19 protein-coding genes and 1 pseudogene are annotated in these 20,518 nt (G+C 79.8%); 4 read left to right on the plus strand and 16 right to left on the minus strand.

Annotated elements, in window-relative coordinates; genetic code table 11:
- Nucleotides 1–5 precede the first annotated feature (5 nt).
- The 4 genes from tsaD to tsaB all read right to left on the minus strand — a co-directional run bounded on the left by tsaD (nucleotide 6) and on the right by tsaB (nucleotide 3,188).
- The gene (gene tsaD, locus WDV85_RS14815; protein WP_445263355.1) at nucleotides 6–1,052 is read right to left on the minus strand and encodes a tRNA (adenosine(37)-N6)-threonylcarbamoyltransferase complex transferase subunit TsaD; all 1,047 of its coding nucleotides are present in this window, start codon (nucleotides 1,050–1,052) and stop codon (nucleotides 6–8) included.
- A 104-nt stretch (nucleotides 1,053–1,156) separates the two neighbouring features.
- Complete coding sequence (locus WDV85_RS14820) at nucleotides 1,157–1,858, minus strand: DedA family protein (protein ID WP_339571355.1); 702 nt, start codon at nucleotides 1,856–1,858, stop codon at nucleotides 1,157–1,159.
- Nucleotides 1,855–2,436, minus strand: a complete 582-nt coding sequence (locus WDV85_RS14825) for a GNAT family N-acetyltransferase (RefSeq protein WP_339571356.1) — start codon at nucleotides 2,434–2,436, stop codon at nucleotides 1,855–1,857. Before WDV85_RS14825 ends, WDV85_RS14820 begins: the two co-directional genes overlap by 4 nt.
- Nucleotides 2,433–3,188 (minus strand): tRNA (adenosine(37)-N6)-threonylcarbamoyltransferase complex dimerization subunit type 1 TsaB, encoded by a 756-nt coding sequence (gene tsaB, locus WDV85_RS14830; protein WP_339571357.1) that lies wholly within the window; start codon nucleotides 3,186–3,188, stop codon nucleotides 2,433–2,435. Before tsaB ends, WDV85_RS14825 begins: the two co-directional genes overlap by 4 nt.
- A 295-nt stretch (nucleotides 3,189–3,483) precedes the next feature.
- Between tsaB and WDV85_RS14835 the strand changes: the two genes are divergently transcribed.
- Nucleotides 3,484–4,326 carry a RibD family protein gene (locus tag WDV85_RS14835; protein ID WP_445263356.1) on the plus strand — a complete coding sequence of 281 codons (843 nt, stop codon included), beginning with the start codon at nucleotides 3,484–3,486 and terminating at the stop codon, nucleotides 4,324–4,326.
- Here WDV85_RS14835 and WDV85_RS14840 read toward each other — a convergent pair.
- From WDV85_RS14840 to WDV85_RS14860, 5 genes are all read right to left on the minus strand, one after another.
- Complete coding sequence (locus tag WDV85_RS14840; RefSeq protein WP_339571359.1) at nucleotides 4,323–5,261, minus strand: lysylphosphatidylglycerol synthase domain-containing protein; 939 nt, start codon at nucleotides 5,259–5,261, stop codon at nucleotides 4,323–4,325. The two genes, WDV85_RS14835 and WDV85_RS14840, sit on opposite strands and share 4 nt — an antisense overlap.
- Nucleotides 5,262–5,361: 100 nt before the next feature.
- Nucleotides 5,362–6,420, minus strand: coding sequence for a class I SAM-dependent methyltransferase (locus WDV85_RS14845; protein ID WP_339571360.1), 1,059 nt, complete (start codon nucleotides 6,418–6,420; stop codon nucleotides 5,362–5,364).
- A complete protein-coding gene (locus tag WDV85_RS14850) occupies nucleotides 6,417–7,562 on the minus strand; it encodes a glycosyltransferase (protein WP_339571361.1) in 1,146 nt (381 codons plus the stop codon). The genes WDV85_RS14845 and WDV85_RS14850 overlap by 4 nt, the downstream gene beginning before the upstream one ends.
- Nucleotides 7,559–8,005 carry a 6-pyruvoyl trahydropterin synthase family protein gene (locus WDV85_RS14855; protein WP_298801380.1) on the minus strand — a complete coding sequence of 149 codons (447 nt, stop codon included), beginning with the start codon at nucleotides 8,003–8,005 and terminating at the stop codon, nucleotides 7,559–7,561. The genes WDV85_RS14850 and WDV85_RS14855 overlap by 4 nt, the downstream gene beginning before the upstream one ends.
- Complete coding sequence (locus WDV85_RS14860; RefSeq protein ID WP_339571362.1) at nucleotides 8,002–9,096, minus strand: zinc-dependent alcohol dehydrogenase; 1,095 nt, start codon at nucleotides 9,094–9,096, stop codon at nucleotides 8,002–8,004. Before WDV85_RS14860 ends, WDV85_RS14855 begins: the two co-directional genes overlap by 4 nt.
- 69 nt (nucleotides 9,097–9,165) lie before the next feature.
- Between WDV85_RS14860 and WDV85_RS14865 the strand changes: the two genes are divergently transcribed.
- Entirely contained in the window at nucleotides 9,166–9,948 is a 783-nt protein-coding gene (locus WDV85_RS14865) for a CDP-alcohol phosphatidyltransferase family protein (RefSeq protein ID WP_339571363.1), read from the plus strand.
- A 42-nt stretch (nucleotides 9,949–9,990) separates the two neighbouring features.
- Here WDV85_RS14865 and tsaE read toward each other — a convergent pair whose 3' ends face one another.
- From tsaE to glmS, 6 genes and pseudogenes are all read right to left on the minus strand, one after another.
- Nucleotides 9,991–10,515: a tRNA (adenosine(37)-N6)-threonylcarbamoyltransferase complex ATPase subunit type 1 TsaE gene (tsaE, locus tag WDV85_RS14870; RefSeq protein WP_339571364.1), complete on the minus strand. Its 525-nt coding sequence runs from the start codon at nucleotides 10,513–10,515 to the stop codon at nucleotides 9,991–9,993.
- Nucleotides 10,512–11,681: an alpha/beta fold hydrolase gene (locus WDV85_RS14875; RefSeq protein WP_339571365.1), complete on the minus strand. Its 1,170-nt coding sequence runs from the start codon at nucleotides 11,679–11,681 to the stop codon at nucleotides 10,512–10,514. The genes tsaE and WDV85_RS14875 overlap by 4 nt, the downstream gene beginning before the upstream one ends.
- Nucleotides 11,678–12,898 carry an alanine racemase gene (alr, locus tag WDV85_RS14880; protein WP_339571366.1) on the minus strand — a complete coding sequence of 407 codons (1,221 nt, stop codon included), beginning with the start codon at nucleotides 12,896–12,898 and terminating at the stop codon, nucleotides 11,678–11,680. Before alr ends, WDV85_RS14875 begins: the two co-directional genes overlap by 4 nt.
- Before the next feature lie 93 nt (nucleotides 12,899–12,991).
- Nucleotides 12,992–14,623: a bifunctional ADP-dependent NAD(P)H-hydrate dehydratase/NAD(P)H-hydrate epimerase gene (locus tag WDV85_RS14885; RefSeq protein ID WP_339571367.1), complete on the minus strand. Its 1,632-nt coding sequence runs from the start codon at nucleotides 14,621–14,623 to the stop codon at nucleotides 12,992–12,994.
- A gap of 239 nt (nucleotides 14,624–14,862) precedes the next feature.
- Nucleotides 14,863–15,207, minus strand: a pseudogene (locus tag WDV85_RS14890) (holo-ACP synthase); the annotation flags it as partial.
- Between the two features lie 88 nt (nucleotides 15,208–15,295).
- Entirely contained in the window at nucleotides 15,296–17,182 is a 1,887-nt protein-coding gene (gene glmS, locus WDV85_RS14895) for a glutamine--fructose-6-phosphate transaminase (isomerizing) (RefSeq protein ID WP_339571369.1), read from the minus strand.
- 87 nt (nucleotides 17,183–17,269) lie between these two features.
- Between glmS and coaA the strand changes: the two genes are divergently transcribed.
- Nucleotides 17,270–18,229, plus strand: a complete 960-nt coding sequence (gene coaA / locus WDV85_RS14900) for a type I pantothenate kinase (protein WP_171202493.1) — start codon at nucleotides 17,270–17,272, stop codon at nucleotides 18,227–18,229.
- A gap of 173 nt (nucleotides 18,230–18,402) precedes the next feature.
- Here coaA and WDV85_RS14905 read toward each other — a convergent pair whose 3' ends face one another.
- Nucleotides 18,403–19,137: an HNH endonuclease signature motif containing protein gene (locus tag WDV85_RS14905; protein WP_339571370.1), complete on the minus strand. Its 735-nt coding sequence runs from the start codon at nucleotides 19,135–19,137 to the stop codon at nucleotides 18,403–18,405.
- Nucleotides 19,138–20,333: 1,196 nt separating this feature from the next.
- On the opposite strand from WDV85_RS14905, the gene WDV85_RS14910 reads away from it, so the two are divergent.
- Nucleotides 20,334–20,518 (plus strand): hypothetical protein (locus WDV85_RS14910; RefSeq protein ID WP_339571371.1); only part of this gene is annotated, 185 nt, incomplete at its 3' end.

Raw genomic sequence — 20,518 nt, forward strand, 5'->3', positions numbered from 1 at the left:
TGCGCTCAGCCCGCGACGAGCACCGTCCCGACCGGCAGCGAGGAGTCCCCGCCCAGCCCCGGCCCCGACGGCGGGAGCCCGCGCGCGACGACCTGCGCCCCGAGAGCGGCGACCATCGCGCCGTTGTCGGTGCACAGCCGCAGCCGGGGCACGCGCAGCGCGACGCCGGCCTCCGCGCACCGCTCGGCGAGCAGCTCGCGCAGCCGCCCGTTGGCCGACACCCCGCCGCCCAGCAGGAGCGTCTCGAGGCCGTGCGCGCGGCACGCGTCGACGGCCTTGCGGGTGAGGACGTCGCAGACGGCCTCCTGGAAGGAGGCCGCGACGTCGGCCACCGGCACCGGGCGGCCCGACGCCTCGCAGGCCCGCACCCAGCGGGCGACGGCCGTCTTGAGGCCGGAGAAGGAGAAGTCGAAGCGGTGGCGCTCGAGGTCGCGGGCCGACGTCAGGCCCCGCGGGAAGGCGACGGCCCGCGGGTCCCCGTCCGCCGCGGCGGCGCTGATGGCCGGCCCGCCCGGGTAGGGCAGCCCCAGCAGGCGGGCGGTCTTGTCGAAGGCCTCCCCCGCCGCGTCGTCGACCGTCTCGCCGAGCAGGCGCACGTCGCTCGCGACGTCGACGACGTGGAGCAGGGAGGTGTGCCCGCCGGAGACGAGCAGCGCGCCGCACGGCGTCGGCAGCGGCCCGCCGTCGAGGGCGCACACCGCGACGTGGGCGTCGAGGTGGTTGACGCCGTAGAGCGGCACGTCGAGCGCCCAGGCGAGGGCCTTGGCGGCGCCGACGCCGACGAGGAGGGCGCCGGCGAGCCCGGGCCCGGCGGTCACCGCGACGGCGTCCACGTCGGCGAGCGTGACGCCGGCGTCCTCGCAGGCGCGGCGGAGCGTCGGGACCATCGCCTCGAGGTGCGCCCGGCTCGCGACCTCGGGCACGACGCCGCCGAAGCGGGCGTGCTCCTCGACGCTGCTCGCGACGGCGTCGGCGAGCAGGGTCGTGCCGCGCACGAGGCCGACACCCGTCTCGTCGCAGGACGTCTCGATCCCGAGGACGAGCGGCTCCACCCCGGGCGCCGGTGGGCGGCCGGGCTGCAGCAGACGGGCCCGGGACGCGGTCCCCACGACCTCGGCGCTCGCAGGAGCCTCCTCGCCCACCGTCCTCCCTCCGCTCACAGGGCCTCCTTCACGTCGCCGCGGGCGCGGGCCCGCCGCACGCGGCTGCGGACGAACAGGGCGAGGAGCACGGCCAGCACGGCGATGAACGCGTAGTCGAGGTACTGGGCGTACTCCTCGACGCGCTCGAACTGCGACCCGAGGGCGTACCCCCCGCCGACGAGCAGGGCGTTCCAGAGCAGGGAGCCCGCGGCCGTGAGGAGGCAGAAGCGCAGCAGCGGCATGCGCGTGGTCCCCGCAGGGATGGAGACGAGGCTGCGCACGCCCGGCACGAGGCGGCCGAAGAACACCGACGCGCCGCCGTGGCGGTGGAACCAGCCGACGGCGTGCTCGACCTCCTCGCGGTCGACGAGGGGGATGCGCGCCATGACGGCGACGGCGCGCCGCTCGCCGAGCGCCCGGCCGGCGGCGTAGAGCGCGAGGGCCCCGACGAGGGAGCCGAGCGTGGCGGCCGCCAGCGCGAGCACGAGGTCCATGCCGCCCTGCGCGGCGATGAAGCCGGCCAGCGGCAGGGTGACCTCGCTCGGCACGGGGGGCACGACCGTCTCGAGGACGGTCGCGACGAAGACGCCGGGCTCGCCGATGGCGGCGATGAAGCGCGCCAGCGCGCCGGACAGACCGGTGAGACCGCCGACGGCGTCGTCGACCGACGTGGCGGCCAGGACGGCGGGGGCCGCGTCGAGGAGGGCGGGGCTCATGCGGGGCGGGCTCCGGGATCGGTGTCGTCGGCGGCGTCGGGCTCGTCGGTGGAGGGGGTGGGCGGCGGGGTCGTGCGGCGGCGCAGCACGAGGGCGTCGGCGCCGGGGCCGTAGTAGTCGCGGCGCCGGGCCAGCTGCTCGAAGCCGTGGCGGGCGTACAGGCGCCGCGCCGGGGCGTTCCCGGCGTCGACCTCGAGCAGCAGCGCGGTCGCGCCGAGGGCGGCCGCGTGCTGCTCGCACGCCGCGAGGAGGGCGTCCCCGAGCCCGCGGCCGCGCGCCCACGGGGCGGTGGCGATGGTCTGCACGTCCGCGTCGGCGCCGGCGGCGGCCGCGACCGCGTAGCCGGCGAGCGCCCCGTCGGCCGTGCGGGCCACCCAGGCGCCGCGGCCGGGGGCCGCCAGCTCGGACCAGAAGAGCTCCGCGCTCCAGGCCGTCGGCCCGAAGAGGTCGGCCTCGAGGGCCGCGACGTCCGCGACGTCCCACCAGCGCAGGCGCGCGAGGCGGACCGGGTCGCTGGCACCCGACTCGGGCGCGACGGCGGCGAGGTCGACGGCGGCGGGCGCCGTGGACGGGCTCACCGCACCGCGCCGGCGGCGGTCGGCGGACGGCGCGGGGACGGCGCCGGACGGTCGGCCGTGGCGACGGCGTCGGGGCGGCGCAGGTAGAGCGGCTCCACGGGCACGAGGCCGAGGTGGCCGCGCCCGGCGAGCGCGTCGGCGGCCACGAGGCCGAGGGCCGCGGCCGCCGGGTCGAGGAGGTCCTCGACCCCCGGCAGGGCCGGCAGGTGCTCGCCGTAGAGGTGGACGCCGCGTCCCGCCCAGGCGGGGGCGCGCCCGGCGACGTCGGCCGCGGCGGCGACGCCCGGGCCGTCCACGAGGCGCAGCGCCGTCGCGCCCCTCCCGGCGCCCTGCTCCCCGTCCCCGCCGGTCGTCTCGTAGACGGCCCAGTGGACCTCGCGGCGGCGGGCGTCCGTCGCGACGCCGAAGCGCGCGGGCAGGGGGCGACCGGCCGCGACGAGGGCGTCGGCGCAGGCCCGGGCCAGGGCGTCGGGACTGCGGACGCCGTGCACGGGCAGGCCGAGGGCGAGACCGAGCACCTGGGCGGCGGCCAGGCCGACGCGGAGCCCCGTGTAGGGGCCGGGCCCCACGCCGACGGCCACGCCCGCGAGGTCGCGCCGCGACGCACCGGCCTCGGCGAGGACCTCCTCGACCATCGGCTGGAGGAGCTCGGCGTGCCGCCGTGCGTCGCCGGAGGTGCGGGCCGCCAGCACCCGCCCGTCCGCCAGCACCGCCGCGCTCGCGACGGCGGAGGTGTCGAGGGCCAGCAGCACCCCACCAGGGTAGGTGGCCGGGCCGGGAGGACCGGACCTCGCGCCCGGGGACCGCCGGCTCGGGCGCGGCGACGACCGCGAGGGACGCGGCGTCGGCGCCGAGGGGGTGGTGGGCTCGGCGGCTAGGGTCCGGGCCGTGCCCGAGGCGACGACGCCGGTGGAGACCACCGCCGGTGCCCAGAGCTCCCGCCCGACGACCCGCGTCGGCGACGCCGTGCCCGACGAGGACGACGCCGCGCCCGCGCCCGACGAGGACGACGACGGGACCGTGTGGCGCGCCCTGCTGGACGGCCGCGTGCCTCCCGCGGAGGTCGCCCGCGGCGGGGAGGACGCCGAGCTGCTGGCGCGCTACGGCCCGCTCGTCGCGGCCGGCCCGCGGCTGGTGCTGGCCCAGCTCGGGCAGAGCCTCGACGGCTTCGTCGCGGCGCGCACCGGGGACGCCCGGCACGTCACCGGGGAGGAGGACCGGCGCCACCTGCACCGGCTGCGGGCGCTCGTCGACGCCGTCGTCGTGGGCGCCTCGACCGTGGCGGCCGACGACTGCCGGCTCACCGTCCGGAGCGTCAGGGGGCCCTCGCCCGTGCGCGTCCTCCTCGACCCGCGGGCCCGCGTGCCGCGCACGGCCCGCCTGCTCGCGGAGGGGCCGCCCGTCCTGTGGTGCGTCGCCGAGGACCTCCAGCCCGGCGAGGCCCCGTCCCGGCCCCCCTCGCACCGGCCCCCCGCGCACCGGCCCCCCGCGCACCATCCCCCCGCGACCCCGCCCGCCGGGGGCGCCGACGCGTCGGCGCTGCGCCCGCACGTGGAGGTGGTCCGCCTGCCCGCCCCGGGCGGCGCCTTCGCCCCCGCGGCGGTGCTGGCGGCCCTCGCCTCCCGCGGCCTGGGCCGCGTCCTCGTCGAGGGCGGAGGACGCACGGTGTCCGCGTTCCTCGCCGCGGGCGTCCTCGACCGCCTCCTCGTGACGACGGCGCCCCTGCTCGTGGGCGACGGCGTGCCGGGGCTGCGCTTCGCCGGCGCGGACCGGCTCGCGGACGCCCTGCGCCCGCCCGCCCGCCGCTACGCGCTGGGCGAGGACTCCTGCCTCGAGCTCGACCTGGCGGCGGTGCGGTCCGGCCCGACGCCCCCGGCCCGGGACGCCTAGGCCGGCCCGGCCCCCGACGACGCCTCAGGGCCCCGGGACTGCTGAGGACCCGGGGACGGCTCCGGGCGTCCGCGGGTCGCACGCCCGGCGGTGACGACGTCCACGCCGAGGAGGACGGCGCCGGGCGCGGCCGCGACGAGGACGAGGAGGCCGTAGGCGAGGGCCGCCGTCGCGCCGTCGGCGGCGGGCAGGCCGGCGAGCGCGGCCGCCGACGCCGTCGCCGCCTCCCGCGGGCCGAAGCCGCCGACGCCCGCGGGCACGGCCATGCCGGCGAGCGCCGCGGTGGCGAGCAGGAGCAGCGCCCCCGGCCGCAGGTGCGGCAGCACCTCGTCCGCGGCGAGGACGAACAGCAGCAGCAGCGGGGCCAGGCCCAGCACGGACCACCCAACGACGGCCGTCCCGGCGCGCGGGCCCAGCCGTCGCAGCGCCGGCGCGGCGACGGCGAGGGCCACGACGGCGACGACGGCGGCCAGGACCGCGGCGGCGGCGTCCCGGGTCGCCAGCACCGCGGCGCCCGCGGCCAGGAGCACCCCGACGCCGACCGCCCGCTCGCTGACGACGGCCGCGGCGCTGGCCCGCGTCCCCCCGGGACCGCCCCCGCGCCCGCGCACCGCGCGGGCGGCGCTGCCGGCGACGCCGCCCGGCACGAGGACGTCGAGCGCCTGCGCCCGGAGGTACTCGGCGACCGCGCGGCGGCGCGCCAGGACGGCCGCGCCGGGGAAGGCGCGGACCACGGCGCGCCAGCGCAGGGCCTGCGCCGTCGTGGCGGCGAGGCCCAGGGCGAGCGCGGCCAGCACGAGCGGTGGCCGCAGCACGCCGGCGGCGTCCGCGGCGGGCTCGCGGCCGACGACGAGCAGGACCGCCACGAGGAGGGCGGCGCCGAGCACGACCCGTGCGAGCGCCCGGAGCGCCGGCCGCGCGAGCGCCCGGAGCACCGGGCGGCCGTGCGGACGGCGGACGGCTCCTCCCCCGGGAACGCCCGGGGGGACGCCGACCGGTCGGTCGCGCGGGGAGGACCCGGGCGCGGCCGCCACGTCAGCCGCCGCGCGCGGCGCCGGGCAGCGCGAGGAGGTCCACGTGGCCGACGACGGCGCCGAGCGCGCCCGCGCGCGCCTGCTCCTCCCGGGCGCGCGACCACCGCGCCGCCGGGGCGGCGAGGGCGCCGTCGTGCTCGACGGCGGCCTCGGCCCGCCCGCGCGCCCAGGCGGCGAGCAGGTCGGCGTCGCCGCCGCCGCCCGACGGCGAAGCCGTCCCGAGGCGCCACGGCGAGGACGCGGTGAGGACCTCCAGGCCCGCGGACCGCAGCCGCTCGACGACGGGCGCGACGGCGTCCGGGCCGAGGCGCCCGCCCCGGCGCTGGTGCGCGTCGAAGGCCGCGGCCAGCTCGGCGTCCAGCGGGTCCGGGGGGTCGAGCTGCACCTCGCCGGTGACGGTCAGCGCCACGAGCAGCGGGACGCCGGCGTCGACGACCGCTCCCGCGAGCACCTCGACCTCGACGGGGCGCAGGAGGTCCAGCAGCGCCGTCGCCGTGACGAGGTCCGGCCGTCCGGCGCCGTCGGTCGCGCCCTCGCCCGGCGCGCCCGTCCCGCGCAGGAGGTCGGCGGCGCGGTGCAGGTCGCCCAGCACGCGGCGCGCCCCGTGGCCGGTCGCGCCCGGCGCGGCGCCCGCGCGCGCGAGGAGGTCCGCGTCGTGGTCGAGGAGCGTCCACCGCGCGCCCCGGCCCAGGCGTGCGCGCAGGCGGGACGCGAGCCAGCGGGCGCCCGCGCCGGTGCCCGCCCCGACGTCGAGCACGTGCGGCCCGCCCGCGCCCGGCGCCCGGCCCGCCTCCGCCCCGCCGTCACGGCCGGCGCCCTCCGGTCCGGCGCGCTCGGCCGGCGCCGCGGCGAGGGATCCTGTCAGCGCCTCGGCGAGCGGTCCGAGCAGCGCCTCGGCGGCCTCGTCGCGCGCGCGGGCGTCCGCGGGTTCCCGCAGCGCCAGCCAGTCCGCGGGCACGGGCCGCTCGAGCGGCGCGCCGCCCGCCGCGACGTCGTCGCCGTGCGGGACGTCGTCGTCGCTCGCGCCGTCGCCGTCGTCGTCGTCGTCGTCGCTCGTCACGGCGCCAGCCCCAGCCCGTCGACGACGGCGCGGGCCGTCGCCTCCCAGCCCGGCAGCTCGGCCCCGCGTCGACGAGCCGCCGCGCGGGCGCGCCCCAGAGGTCCCGCCGGGTCGTCGGCTCCGGTGAGCAGGCGCCGCAGGGCGTGCTCGAGGGCGACGGCGTCGCCCGCCGGGACGAGGGCGCCGGGCAGGTCCGCGTCCTCCTCGGCGCCCCCCTCGCGGGCGTCCCCCTCGCCGACGCCCCCCTCGCCGACGCCCAGCACCTCGGCGGCGCCCGTGCCCGCGGCGACGACGGCCGGCACGCCGCGGGCCAGCCCCTCCGCGACGGCCATGCCCCAGGGCTCGGCCCGGCTGGGCAGGAGGAGGAGGTCGGCGGCGTGCCGCACCGCGTCCAGGGCCGCGCCGCCCACGGCCCCCGTGACGGCGACCCGGTCGGCCAGCCCGTGCGCCTCGACGGCGGCCTGCACGCGGGCCGTGTACGCCGGGTCGCGCCGGTCGTCGCCGACGAGCCCGGCGGTCCACGGGAGGTCGGTGAGGCGGGCCAGCGCGGCGACGACGACGTCCTGGGCCTTGCGCGGCACCACCGCCGCCAGGTGGAGCAGGAACGGCGGGCTCGACCCGGCGGCGGGCGTGGCGGGGTCCGTCCCCGGGCGGGCGACGACGACGGGCGGTGCGGCGCCGCCCGCCGCCCGCGGCAGGCGGGCGGCGAGCCAGGCGCTGGGCGCGACGACGCCGGCGACGGCCGCGAGCGCCCGCGCCTCCAGCTCCGCGAGGTGCTCGGCGCGGGCGGGCGCGAGGCCCGTCTCCTCGTGCAGGGGCAGGTGCACGAGCAGGTGCGCGCGCACCCCGGCGTCCCGCGCCCGCTCGAGCACGTCGGGGGCGCCGGAGCCCACGAGCCCGTCGACGAGGACGACGCTCTCCGCCGAGGCGTCGAGCACCGCCGCGAGGAGGCGCTCGCGGTCCTCCGCGCCGCCCTCGGGCCAGTCCCCCGGCACCGGGACGAGGCGCGCGTCGACGCCGAGGTCGCCGAGGGCGTCGACGAGCCGGCGGTCGTAGGCGCTGCCGCCGCTCTCGGCCGCGGCTCCGCGTCCCGCGCCGCCCCCGGGTGCGGGAGCGGGGGCGACGAGCCGCAGGCCCGTCACGCCGCTCCCCCGGCGCGCCGGGCCACGAGGTCGACGCTGACGCCCGCGGCCGCCCGGGGCGTCTCGCGCAGGACGACGTCGAGCCGCAGGAGGTCCTCGACGTGCGGCGCCAGGGCCGGCGCCGCCAGGAGCGCCTCGGCGACGTGGCGGGCCACCACCTCGGTGGTCGTGAGGAGGCCCGCGAAGGCCGGGTGCTCGTCGAGGTCGCGGTAGTCGAGGTCGGCGAGGACGGCGCGCAGCGCCGCCGTCGCGGCCCCGATGTCGAGGACGACGCCGGTGGCGTCGAGCCCGTCGCGCCAGAAGGTGGCGGCGACGTCGTACGTCGCGCCGTGCTTGCCCTGCGCCGGGCCGAAGGCCGGGTGCGGCAGGGAGTGGGCGACCATCACGTGGTCCTCGACGACGACCGAGAACGTCGTCCCGGGGCTCTGCGGGGGCGGGGTCATGCCGGTCGGTCCTCCGGGTCGGCGAGGGGGTGGTCGACGACGAGGCACGGCGCGTCCAGCTCCCCGGTCGCCAGGGCGACGAGGGCGGCCGGCAGGTCCGCGAGCGGCACCGAGACCGGCACGAGGGCGTCGAGCGCGTCGTCGCGCAGCAGCTCGAGGGCCAGCGCCAGCCGCTCGCGGGTGGTGCGGCGCGCGCGGCGGGACGCCGAGACGGCGCCGACCTGGCTGGCGCGGACGACGAGGCGGCGGGCGTGGAAGTCGGCGCCGAGGGCGACGGAGACGTCCCGGTCGCCGTACCAGGAGAGCTCCACGAGCTCGCCCTCGTCGCCGAGCAGCTCGAGGCCGCGCGACAGCCCGGCGCCGGTGGCCGAGCAGTGCACGACGAGGTCGCAGCCGTCGGCGGCGTCCGCGGGCGCGACGACCTCGACGCCGAGCGAGGCGGCCACCGCGGCGCGCGCGGGGTCGGGCTCGAGCACCTGCAGCCGCCCGAGGGGGAAGGAGCGCAGCAGCGCCGCCACCGAGCAGCCGATCATCCCGGCGCCGACGACGGCGACGCGGTCCCCGAGGCGCGGGGCGGCGTCCCAGAGGGCGTTGAGGGCGGTCTCGACCGCACCGGCGAGGACGGCGCGGCGGGCAGGGACGCCGCCCGGCACCGGCACGAGCGCGGCGGCCGGCACCACGAAGCGGTCCTGGTGCGGGTGGAGGCAGAAGACGGTGCGCCCCAGCAGGTCCGGCGGCCCCTCGGCGACGACGCCGACGGCGAGGTACCCGTACTTGACGGGCGCCTCGGGCGTCGGTGCCCGCAGGTCGCCGACGCCGAACGGCGCACGCATGAGGTCCGCCACCCGCGCGGGCACCCCGCCGCGGTGGACGAGCAGCTCGCTGCCCCGGCTGACGCCCGTGTGCAGCGTCTCCACGAGCGCCTCGCCGTCGCCCGGGGCGCGCAGCGGCTCGCTGCGGAGCTCGCCCGCGCCCGGGCCGGTGGTCCAGTACGCCGTCGCGACACCCCGCGCACCGGGCGGCGGGGACGCGGACGGCGGCCCGGTCGCGCGCCCGCCCGCCCGGGCCGGCGCCTCACCGGCGGCGGGCACGGAGGGTGGTGCCGCCCCGGCCCGGCCGGGGTCTGGCGCCGGGGCGTGACCGGACGTGACCATGGTGCGGTGACCCTACGCGGGAGCTCCCCCGGCGCCCAGGGCCGCGGGACGGCACGGCGCGACGACCCTCGCGGACGGGGCGGCGCCCCGGCGACCGCGGTGCGCGACGGCGCCCTGGCCGCGGCGGTCTCGGTCGTGCTGTGCACCGGGCTCGTGGTGCTCGGCGGCATGGCCGCGAGCGCCCACCTCGCCGTGCTGGCGGGCGTGGGCCTGGTGGGCGCCGCGGCGGTGGCGGTCGGCTCGCGGCACGACCGCTGGAGCGGGCCGGCGGACCGGGTCACCCTCGGCCGCACCGTCCTCGTCGGCGGGAGCGCGACCGTCGTCGTCCTGGCGCTGCTCGGCGACCTGCCGCCGCGGTCGTGGTGGCTGCTGGCGCTGGCCGCCCCGGCGGTGCTGCTCGACGCCGTCGACGGCGCGGTCGCCCGCCGCACGGGGACGGCCACCGCCGCGGGCGCCCGGCTCGACATGGAGGTCGACGCCGCGCTGCTGCTCGTGCTGTCCGTGGCGCTCGGCCCGGTCGTGGGGTGGTGGGTCCTCGGTGTCGGCCTGATGCGCTACGCGTTCGTCGTCGCCGGGCGGCTGCGGCCCCGCCTGCGGCGGCCGCTCTCCTACAGCCTCTTCCGCCGCGCCGTGGCGGCCGCGCAGGCGGCGGTGCTCGTCACCGCGCTCGTGCCCGTCGTGCCCGTGCCGCCGGCGGCGGCGGCGTGCGCCGCGGCGCTGGCGCTGCTCGCCGTCTCGTTCGGGCGGGACGTCGCGGCGCTGGAGCGGCGCGGGCGCGCCGGCGGCTGACGGACGACGACCGTCAGGGCACCGTGTGGGCCGCCCGGCCGCTCAGCGGTGGCTGAGCTGGTCGGCGAGCGCGCCCCAGCGCGGCCCGACCCCGCGCAGCACGGCGGTGCGGTGCTCGTCGACCTCCCCGGCCCCGTCGACCCTGGCCCCGTCGACCCCGGCCGCCGCGTCGGCGTCCTCGCGGTGCAGGTCGACCTCGAGCCGGTCCCCGGCGAGGTGCTCGACGAGGCCGCGCCCCCACTCGACGACGACGACGGACGCCTCGAGGTCGGCGTCGAGGTCGAGGTCGTCGAGCTCGAGGGCGTCGCCGAGGCGGTAGGCGTCGACGTGGACGAGCGCGGGACCGCCGACGAGCGAGGGGTGGACGCGGGCGATGACGAAGGTCGGCGACGTCACGGGCCCCCGGACGCCGAGGCCCTCGGCGAGCGCCTGGGTGAGCGTCGTCTTGCCCGCCCCGAGGTCGCCGGAGAGCACGAGGAGGTCGCCGCCGCGCACGAGCGCGCCGAGCCGGCGGCCGAGGGCGCGCGTCTCCTCCGCCGTTCCCAGCTCGACGCGGACCTCGCTCACGCGCCCTCCGCCGCCGGCGGCACGAGGCCCGCCGGCTGCGCCCGGTCGTGCGCGACGACGCGGGCGGCGCGCGCCAGCAGGTGCTCGACGGCGTCCTGCACCAGCTCGGGGTGCTCGAGCGGCACGAGGTGCCCGGCGTCGCGGACGACGACGTGCTCGGCGCCGGGCAGCCGCCGGACGATCTCCTCGCTGTGGGAGGGCGGCGTCAGCAGGTCGTGGTCGCCGACGAGGACGAGCACCTCCCCGCCGGCCAGCGCGCTGAGCGCCTCGGCCTTGTCGTGGCGGTCGAAGGCGGGGAAGAAGTCGTCGATGACCTCGACGCTCGTGCCGGCGATCATCTGCGCGGTGAAGTCGACGACGTCCTGGGGCACGTCCGAGGCGTAGGACCAGTGCCGCACCAGCAGCGTCTCGAGGTCGCCGCCGAGGGTGCGGGTCCGCTCGACGAGGCCGGACCGCCGCGCCAGCAGCCCGAGCGCCGTGGGCGCGACGCGGCGCAGGGCCGGGGCGAGGGCCGCGAACCCGTAGTCGTTGGCGGACATGCCGCCCGCGCTCGTGCTGACGAGCGCCGTCCCGACGACGCGCTCCGCGACGAGCTCGGGCGACCGGGCGGCGAGCGCCATGACGGCCATGCCGCCCATCGAGTGCCCGAGCAGCACGAGCGGCCCCTCGGGGCAGGTGGCGGCGAGGACGTCGGCGAGGTCCTCGCCGACCTGGTCGATCGTCGCGGAGCCGCGGGGGCCGCGCTCGGAGCGCCCGTGGCCGCGCTGGTCCCACAGGACGAGCCGGTACCGGCCGCGCAGGGCGAGGCGCTGCACGTGCCAGAAGTCGAGGTTGAGCCCGTACCCGTGGCTGAGGACGACGGTGGGCCGGTGCTCGGCGGCGGCGGCGGCGCGCTCCTCCTCGGGGAGCTCGTCGACCTCGACGTGCAGCTCGGTGCCGTCACCGGCGCGGACGACGAGGGGGCGGCCGCTCAACGAGCCGAGCGGCACCTCGCGCCGCGGGGGCCGGGCGCCGGGCAGGGGCAGGAGGGGGCGCCCGACGACGAGGCGCTCGGCGCCGAGCCCGAGGGCGGCGCCGGCGCCCGCGGCCGCGAGGCCGGCCCCGAGGGCGAGCAGGCGCAGCCCTCCCGCCGCACCGGCGGCGCCGGGCAGGCCGAGGGGGCTCACGAGCGGCCCCCGCGCCCGACGACGCCGGCGGTGCCCACGTGGACCCGCGGCACCCGGGCGCCGATGCGGGTGACGACCTCGTAGGCGATGGTGCCGGCGGCGTCAGCCCAGTCCTGGGCGGTGGGGCCGCCGTCCGCGCCCGTGCCGAAGACCTCGACCTCGTCGCCGGCGCGGGCCGCCCGGGCGGCGGCGTCGTCGCCGAGGTCGAGGACGACCTGGTCCATGCAGACGCGGCCCGCGACGGCGTACCGGCGCCCGCGCAGGGCCACCGGGCCCCGCCCGCTGGCGTGGCGGGGCAGCCCGTCGCCGTAGCCGAGCGGCACGAGCGCGAGGCGCGTGCGGCCCGCCGTCACGTGGTGGTGGCCGTAGGAGACGCCCTCGCCCGGGCCGACCTCCTTGACCAGGGCGAGGCGCGCGCGCAGCGACATCGCGGGCACGAGCCCGAGGTCGGTGGACGAGAAGCGCTCCGGGGCGGGCGAGACGCCGTAGACGGCGACGCCGGGGCGGACGAGGTCGAGGCGCGCGGCGGGGTGGGCGAGCAGCCCCGAGGACGCCGCGAGGTGGCGCAGCGGGGGGCGGACGCCGAGGCGCGCCGCCACTCGGGCCGCGTCGTGGAGGCGATCCACCTGCGCGAGCGTCAGCGCGTCGGAGGCCTCGTCGTCGGCGGAGGCCAGGTGGGACCACACGGCGACGACCTCGAGGGCGCCCTCGGCCTGGGCGGCCGCGGCGGCGCGCACGACGTCGGGCCAGTCCCGCGCCGTCGCCCCGCCCCGGGACAGCCCGGTGTCGACCTTGAGGTGGACCCGCGCGGTCCGCCCGGTGCGGCGCGCCGCGTCGACGACGGCCTCCACCGCCCAGACGGCCGAGGCCGAGAGGTCGACGTCGGCCGCGACCGCGGGCGCGAGGTCCTGCCCGGGCACGACGAGCCAGGCGAGGACGGGGGCGGTGACACCGGCGGCGCGCAGCTCGAGGGCCTCCGCCAGGTGGGCGACGCCGAGCCACGTGGCGCCCCCGGCCAGGGCGGCGCGGGCGCACGCCACCATCCCGTGCCCGTAGCCGTCGGCCTTGACGACGGCCATGACGGCCGCCCCCGCGGCGCGCTCCCGCAGGACGTCCGCGTTGGCGGCGACGGCGTCGAGGTCGACGACCGCGCGCGCGGGCAGGGCGTCGCCGAGGTCGTCGGCCGGCGCGGTCGCAGCGGCAGCGGGGGTCGTCATCACCGGCCAGTCTCGCACCGCGCGGCCCGCCCGCCCGGCAGGCACCCGGGGCCGGCAGCCCCCAGCAGGCGCCGAGAGCCGGGCACCTGGGCCTCAGCCCCGCGGCACGTCGACGAGGAGCGCGGTGAGGACCTCGGGCAGCGCGTGCAGCACCGCCTCGGCGTGCAGGGGGCCGCCCCCGGACGCGGCGTGCGCCGCGAGCCCGTGGACGGCGGCGCCGACGGCCCCGGCGTCGCGGGGCGCCAGCCCGAGCGCGGCGAGCGCGCCGACGACGCCCGCCAGCACGTCGCCGCTGCCGGCCGTCGCGAGCCACGGCGTGCCGTCGGCCTGCGCCCGCACCGGCGGGCGCGGGCCCCCGCCCTCCCCCTCCGGGTCGACGACGAGCGTCGTGGAGCCCTTGAGCAGCACCACGACGCCGGACGCGTCCGCCGCGCGCCGGGCGTGCTCGAGGGGGCGCTCCTGCACGTCCGCCCGGGTGCAGTCGTGCCCCAGGAGGCCGAGGAGGCGGGCGAGCTCTCCGGCGTGCGGGACGACGAGCGTGCCCCCGCTCCCCCGCTCCCCCTCGTCGAGGGCGGTGACGAGCGCGGGCAGCGCACCGGCGTCGACGACGCACGGCACGTCCTGGGCGAGCGCCTCGCGGACGTGCTCGCCCTGGCCCTCGTCGTCGGGGTCGACGCCCGGGCCGAGCAGCCAGGCCTGCACGCGGCCGGGACCGGGCACGACCTCGGGCCAGCGGGCGCGCACGAGGTCGGTCGGAGGTGTCGGGCCGAGGTAGCGCACCATGCCCGCGCCGGCGCGCACGGCGGCGCCCGTCGAGAGCACCGCCGCGCCGGTGAAGGTGGCGCCGCCCGCGACGACGCCGAGCACGCCGCGGGAGTACTTGTCGCTCTCCCCGTCCGGGCGCGGCCAGAGGTCGGCGAGCTCGCGCGCCCCCAGGCGCTCGACGACCGGGTCGCCCAGGTCGCCGAGGCCGATCGGCACCACCACGACGCGCCCGGCGAGCGCCGACGCCGGGGGCAGCAGGAGGGCGGGCTTGGCCGTGCCGAAGGTGACGGTGACGTCGGCGCGGACCGCCGCGGCCGTCCCGCTCCCCTCGCCCCCGGTCGCAGCCCCAGACGCAGACCCATCCCCAGGCGCAGACCCAGACCCGGACGCGGGCGCGGACGCGGACGCGGACGTCGGCGCGGGCGGCAGGGCGCCGGTGGTGACGTCGACGCCGCTGGGCACGTCGACCGCGACGACGCGCGCGGAGGAGCGGGCCGCCGCTCCCGCGAGCGCCGCCGCGGCCCCGCGCAGGCCGGGACGGCCGCCGACGCCGAGCAGGCCGTCGACGACGACGTCCGCCGCCGCGACGGCGGCCAGGCCCGCCTCGCCCGCGCCGTCCTCGACGACGCGCCCGCCCGCGGCGCGCAGGGCGGCGAGGCCGGGCCCGTGGGCGCGCGGTTCATGGGACGAGTCCGCGGCGAGCAGCGCCGTCACGGAAGCGCCGCGGCGCGCCAGCAGGGCCCCCGCGTGCAGCGCGTCGCCGCCGTTGGTCCCCGAGCCGACGAGGAGCACCGCGCGGGAGCCGTAGACCCGCCCGGCCGCGGCGCGCAGCTCGGAGCCGACGACGCCGGCCAGCGCCGCGGAGGCGCGCTCGACGAGGGTCGCGAGCCCTCCGGGGAGGCCGGCGGCGGCCGCCTGCTCGGCGGCACGGACCGCCTCGACGTCGTGGGCGCTGGTCATCGGGGCTCCTGCGGGTCGACGGCGGAGGGGTGAGGAGGGGGCGGGCGAGGGCGGGGCGAGGGCCCACTGCCGCCGGGCCCCGCCGCTCAGGACGGGTGCGTCGGGTCCGGGTGGCTCGGGTCCGGGGGGGCCGGGTGAGCGCGCGTCGGGTCGGCGCGCGTCGGGTCCGGGCGGCCCGGAGGGACGTCGGGCGTCGAGGGCGCCGGCGTCGAGGGGAGGCGCGGCGGGGCGCCGAGGACGCGCTCGGCGACGACGAAGGCCGTCGCGATGCCGGCGTCGTGGGAGAGGGACACGTGCACGGCCCCGACCCCCAGGGCGGCCGCCCGCTCGGCGACGGTGCCGCGCATCTCCACCCACGGCGCGCCGTGCTCGCCACGGTGCACGCGCGCGTCCCGCCACCGCATCCCCGGCGGCGCGCCGAGGGCCTTGGCGAGGGCCTCCTTGGCGGCGAAGCGCGCGGCCAGCGAGCGCGCGGGCAGGTCGGCCTCGTCGGGGTCGAAGAGGCGCGCGCGCAGCGCGGCCCCCCCGCGGTCCATCACCGCGGTGAAGCGCTCGACGCCGACGACGTCGACGCCCACCCCCACGACACCCCCGCCGCCGACGACGCCCCCGCCACCCGGTCCGGCGCCGGGTGCACCGCCGAGGGGGAGGCCGCCCGCCGTCACGACCGGCTCACTCGACGGTGACGGACTTGGCCAGGTTGCGCGGCTGGTCGACGTCGAGGCCCTTGGCCGCGGCCAGCTCGGCGGCGAAGACCTGCAGCGGCACGACGGTCAGCAGCGGCATGAGCAGCGGCGGGCACGCCGGGACGCGGATGACCTCCTCCGCGAAGGGGACGACGCCCTCGTCGCCCTCCTCGGCGATGACGAGGGTGCGGGCGCCGCGCGCCCGGATCTCCTGGATGTTGGAGACGACCTTGCCGTGGAGGCCGTGCGGGCTGCTCGGCGGCGGGACGACGACGAAGACGGGCTGCCCGGCGTCGATGAGCGCGATGGGGCCGTGCTTGAGCTCTCCCGCGGCGAAGCCCTCGGCGTGGATGTAGGCCAGCTCCTTGAGCTTGAGGGCGCCCTCGAGCGCCACCGGGTAGCCGACGTGGCGCCCGAGGAAGAGGACGGACCGGGAGTCGGCCATGAAGCGGGCGATCTCGCGGACGCGCTCGAGCCCGTCGAGGACCTCCTGCACCTTCGCGGGCATGGCGTGGAGGTCCTCCAGGACCTCCTTGACGAGCTCGGGCGACGCCGTGCCCCGCAGCGCGCCGAGGTAGAGGCCGAGCAGGTAGCACGCCGTGATCTGCGCGAGGAAGGCCTTCGTCGAGGCGACGGCGATCTCCGGGCCCGCGTGCGTGTAGAGGACGGCGTCGGACTCGCGCGGGATGGTCGCGCCGTTGGTGTTGCAGATCGACACCGTGCGCGCACCGAGCTCGCGGGCGTGGCGCACGGCCATGAGCGTGTCCATCGTCTCGCCCGACTGGGAGATGGAGACGACGAGGGTCCGCTCGTCCACGACGGGGTCGCGGTAGCGGAACTCGTGGGCGTACTCGACCTCCACGGGGATCCGGCACCAGTGCTCGACGGCGTACTTGGCCACCTGCCCCGCGTACGAGGACGTGCCGCAGGAGATGACGACGACCTTGTCGACCGCGGCGAGCTCCTCGGTCGGGATGCGGACCTCGTCGAGGACGAGCCGGCCCTCGGCGTCGCTGCGGCCGAGGAGGGTGTCGGCGACCGCACGGGGCTGCTCGTCGATCTCCTTGGCCATGAAGGACGGGTAGCCGCCCTTCTCGGCGGCCTCCACGTCCCAGTCGACGTGGAAGGGCGAGCCCTCGACGGGCTCGCCGTCGAAGGTCGTGATCGTGGCCCCGTCCGCCGTGATGGTGACGACCTCGTCCTGCCCGAGGGCGAGGGCGTCGCGCGTGCGGCCGATGAAGGCGGCGACGTCGGAGCCGAGGAAGGTCTCGCCCTCGCCGAGGCCGACGACGAGCGGGGAGCTCCGTCGGGCGCCCACGACGGTGCTCGGGTCGCCGGAGCGGACGGCGAGGAGGGTGAAGGCCCCCTCGAGGCGGCGGCACGTGCGGCGCAGCGCCTCCGCGAGGGCGTCCCCGCCGTCGAGGCCTTCGCCGCGGACGGCCGCGACGTGACCGGCGAGGACGTGGGCGGCGACCTCGGTGTCGGTCTCGGAGGCCAGCTCGACGCCCTTCGCCTCGAGCTCGGCGCGCAGCGCGGCGAAGTTCTCGATGATGCCGTTGTGGATGACGGCGACCTCGTCGTCGCCGCTGCCCGCGAGGTGGGGGTGGGCGTTGGCGTCGGTGGGACCGCCGTGGGTGGCCCACCGGGTGTGGCCGATGCCCGTGGACGCCGGCTCCAGCGGGGCGGCCTCGAGCAGGGCCCGGAGGTTGGCCAGCTTGCCGGCCTTCTTGCGCGTGGCGAGCCCGCCCGGCCCGGCCAGCGCGACGCCCGCCGAGTCGTAGCCGCGGTACTCCAGCCGGGCGAGACCGTCGACGACGACGTCCAGCGCCCCCCCGCTGCCCGGCGCTCCGACGTAGCCCACGATCCCGCACATGGCCGCCAGCGTAGGTGCGACCGCCCGTCGCCCCGGCGCCCGACGCACCCGGGTGACCGGTGCGCGTGCGGGGAGCGCCGGCCCCGGCTGGCACCATCGGCGCCCGTGGCCGCCGACTCCTCCCCCTACGTCGAGCTCGACCGGGACGCCTGGAGCGCCCTCGCGCCGGCCACCCCCCTGCGGCTGACGCAGGAGGACCTCGAGAGCCTGCGGGGGCTCGGCGAGCCGATCGACCTCGCCGAGGTGGAGGAGGTCTACCTGCCGCTCTCGCGGCTCGTGCAGCTGTACGTGGGCGCGGCGCGCTCGCTGCACGCGGCGCGGGCCGAGTTCCTCGGCGAGCGCACGGCCCCGACGCCCTTCGTCGTGGGGGTCGCCGGCTCGGTGGCGGTCGGGAAGTCGACGACGGCGCGCGTCCTGCGCGAGCTCCTCGCCCGGTGGCCGGGGACCCCGCGCGTCGAGCTCGTCACCACCGACGGCTTCCTGCACCCCAACGCCGAGCTCGAGCGGCGAGGGCTCTTGCAGCGCAAGGGCTTCCCGGAGTCCTACGACCGGCGGGCGCTCCTGCGCTTCGTCCAGGCCGTGAAGTCGGGGGCGGAGGAGGTCCGGGCCCCGCTCTACAGCCACCTCGTCTACGACATCGTGCCCGGCGCCGAGGTCGTCGTCCGCCGGCCGGACGTGCTCCTCGTCGAGGGGCTCAACGTCCTGCAGCCGGCCCGGCCCCGCGCCGACGGCCGGCAGGGGCTCGCCGTCAGCGACTTCTTCGACTTCACCATCTACGTCGACGCCCGCACCACCGACGTCCGCAGCTGGTACGTCCAGCGCTTCCTGCGTCTGCGGGAGACGGCCTTCAGCCGGCCCGAGTCCTACTTCCGCCGCTTCGCCGGGCTCTCCGACGAGCAGGCGGAGGCCCTCGCCCTGGAGATCTGGGGCGCCGTCAACGAGCCGAACCTCGTCGAGAACGTGCTCCCGACGCGCGGGCGCGCTTCGCTCGTCCTCACCAAGGACGCCGACCACACCGTGCGGCGGGTGCGGCTCCGCAAGGTCTGACCCCAGGCTCGGACGCCGACCTCGTCGCGCCCCTCCGAGGCGGCAGGCCTGGTCAGCCCGGCGCCGGGGCGGCCCAGCACCCAGGTCGGGCCAGCACGCGAGTCGGCCCAGCACCCGGGGCGCCGCCCAGTACCCGGGTCGGGCCAGCACCCGGGGCGGCCCCGCGCCCCTGGTCAGAAGGGCGGGGCGCCGTCGTCGTCCCAGCCCCCGCTCCCGCCCGCCCCGTCGGCGGCGCCTCCTGAGCCGTCAGCGGGGGCGTCCGAGACGCCGGCGGGACCTCCCCGGCCGTCGACGGACCGACCGTCGCCTGGCTGGACGTGCCCCGCGTCGTCTCGGTCGAGCTCGTGCAGCTGGCGGGCGAGCTCGGCGTGGAGGCGCTCGAGGTCGTGGGCGGCGCTGTCGCGGGTGGGGTAGCGGGGTCCGCCGAGGAGGTGGTCCTCGAGGGCGGCGGCGGCCGCGTCGTCGGCCGGCGTCTGCTTCCGGGTGTCGTCGTCGGTGGTGCGGGGTGCGGGTCGGGGCAGGAGGGGCTGGGCGGGGACGTGGACGACCTGGCCGAGCGGGGTGGTCCAGGTGAGGGACGGGTCGGTGGGGTCGTCGGAGGTCGGGACGGCGGTCCATCCGTGGTGGTGCTCGGCGAGGTGGTGGCGGCGGCAGAGGACGTCGAGGTTGCAGGGGCAGGTCGGTCCGCCGGTGGCGTGGGGGGTGCGGTGGTCGAGGTCGCAGCGGGTGGCGGGCGTGCGGCAGCCGGGGGCCTGGCAGCGGGGTGAGCGGGTGCGGACCCAGCGAGCGCAGGCCTCGGTGGGCGTGTAGGGGCCGGGTCCGCCGGTGGCGGCGGCGTAGGAGCAGCCGGAGCATCGGGCGGCGCGGCGCAGCGAGGTGTGCCGCGAGGTCGGCGAGAAGCCCGTCACCAGCCCGGACGGGGAGGGCGGCGGCGGGAGCGGCGGCGAGTCCCCGGCTGCCCGCGCCTCTGCCGTCGCGGCCGCGACCGCGTCTGCAGGCGCGACCGCGGCTGCGGCTGCGGCTGCGGCTGCGGCCGCGGCCGCGCGTGCGGGTGCGGTCTCGGCGGGGTCGGTGGGTGGCGGCGCCGACGCCGGTGACTCCCCGTAGCGACGACGCATGGTCATCGAGGGCGTCGGGGGTGTCGACGCGCACGGTGATCGCCGTCGTGCGGCCCCGTCGGGCGGGTGTGCTCCGGGGGCCCTTGCCCGACAGACCGGGTAGCGGCGCGGCCGTGGTGGTGGGGTCGAGGGTCATCAGGTGGCCGTCGAGGCCGACGAGGTAGCCGGTGACCGGTGCGGTCAGGGCGCGGCGGAAGCGGTGCCCGGCGGCGAGGAGCTCGGCGACGGCCACGGTCGGGACGGGTCCGAGGGTGGGGTGCTGGGCGGGGTCGTCGTCCAGGCCGAGGAGGCTGGTCAGGGCCACGGTGACCTGCGGGCCGTGAGGGCTGCGCGCCCGCGCCACCCCCGTCGTCGAGGCCGGAGCCGTCCCCGCACTGGCGTTCGCGTCCGCGCGGGCGGCAGCACCGGCAGCGGCGTGAGCGCCGGCGGGCAGGTCGGTGGCGGTGAGGTCGGTGGTGGTGGCGAGGTCGACGAGGGCGTCGAAGCGGCGCGCGTCGATCCCGCGCCGGTCCGGCAGCCCCGCGGTGGCACCGTCACCCAGGGCGAGGGGGTCCAGGCCGGCGGTGGTCGCGGCGTGCGGGTCGGTGCGCCCGTGCTCCCCGGCGCGGGCGCGGGCGGTGGTGGTCAGCCGCTCGAACACGCACGCGAGGTCCAGCACCGGGCCCGTCGCGACCAGCTGGGCCATGCCGTCCTCGACGGGGAGCAGGCGCACCCCGCGGGCGCAGGTCGCGCGCCGCACCCGCCGGCGCACCGCCTCGGGGTCGGTCGTCGCGACGAGGTGACGCACCCGCGCCCGCAGCGCGGGGAGGGTGAGGGGGCCCAGGTCGCCGGCCAGGGCCGCGTCGACCTTCGCGGCGTGCACCGGGGACAGGGCGACGGTCTCGTCGGCGACCAGGCGGGAGCGCTGCGGGTCGATCCGCCCCGCCTCCAGNGGGGAGGGTGAGGGGGCCCAGGTCGCCGGCCAGGGCCGCGTCGACCTTCGCGGCGTGCACCGGGGACAGGGCGACGGTCTCGTCGGCGACCAGGCGGGAGCGCTGCGGGTCGATCCGCCCCGCCTCCAGCGCCGCCAGGGTCACCGGCAGCCGGGTCGTCACCGCCAGGGCCTCGGCGACCAGGTCCTGCGCCCGCCGCAGCGGCACCACCAGCGCGACCGCCAGCTCCGCCGCGGCGG

Origin of the sequence: Pseudokineococcus sp. 5B2Z-1, from assembly GCF_037482305.1 — a bacterium.
Taxonomy (GTDB): Bacteria; Actinomycetota; Actinomycetes; order Actinomycetales; family Quadrisphaeraceae; genus Pseudokineococcus.

Excerpts from the sequence above, each read along its gene's own strand:
- alr (WP_339571366.1), bottom strand. The coding sequence starts at position 12,898 with ATGACGACCCCCGCTGCCGCTGCGACCGCGCCGGCCGACGACCTCGGC.
- WDV85_RS14885 (WP_339571367.1), bottom strand. The coding sequence starts at position 14,623 with ATGACCAGCGCCCACGACGTCGAGGCGGTCCGTGCCGCCGAGCAGGCG.
- WDV85_RS14820 (WP_339571355.1), bottom strand. The coding sequence starts at position 1,858 with ATGAGCCCCGCCCTCCTCGACGCGGCCCCCGCCGTCCTGGCCGCCACG.
- glmS (WP_339571369.1), bottom strand. The coding sequence starts at position 17,182 with ATGTGCGGGATCGTGGGCTACGTCGGAGCGCCGGGCAGCGGGGGGGCG.
- WDV85_RS14855 (WP_298801380.1), bottom strand. The coding sequence starts at position 8,005 with ATGACCCCGCCCCCGCAGAGCCCCGGGACGACGTTCTCGGTCGTCGTC.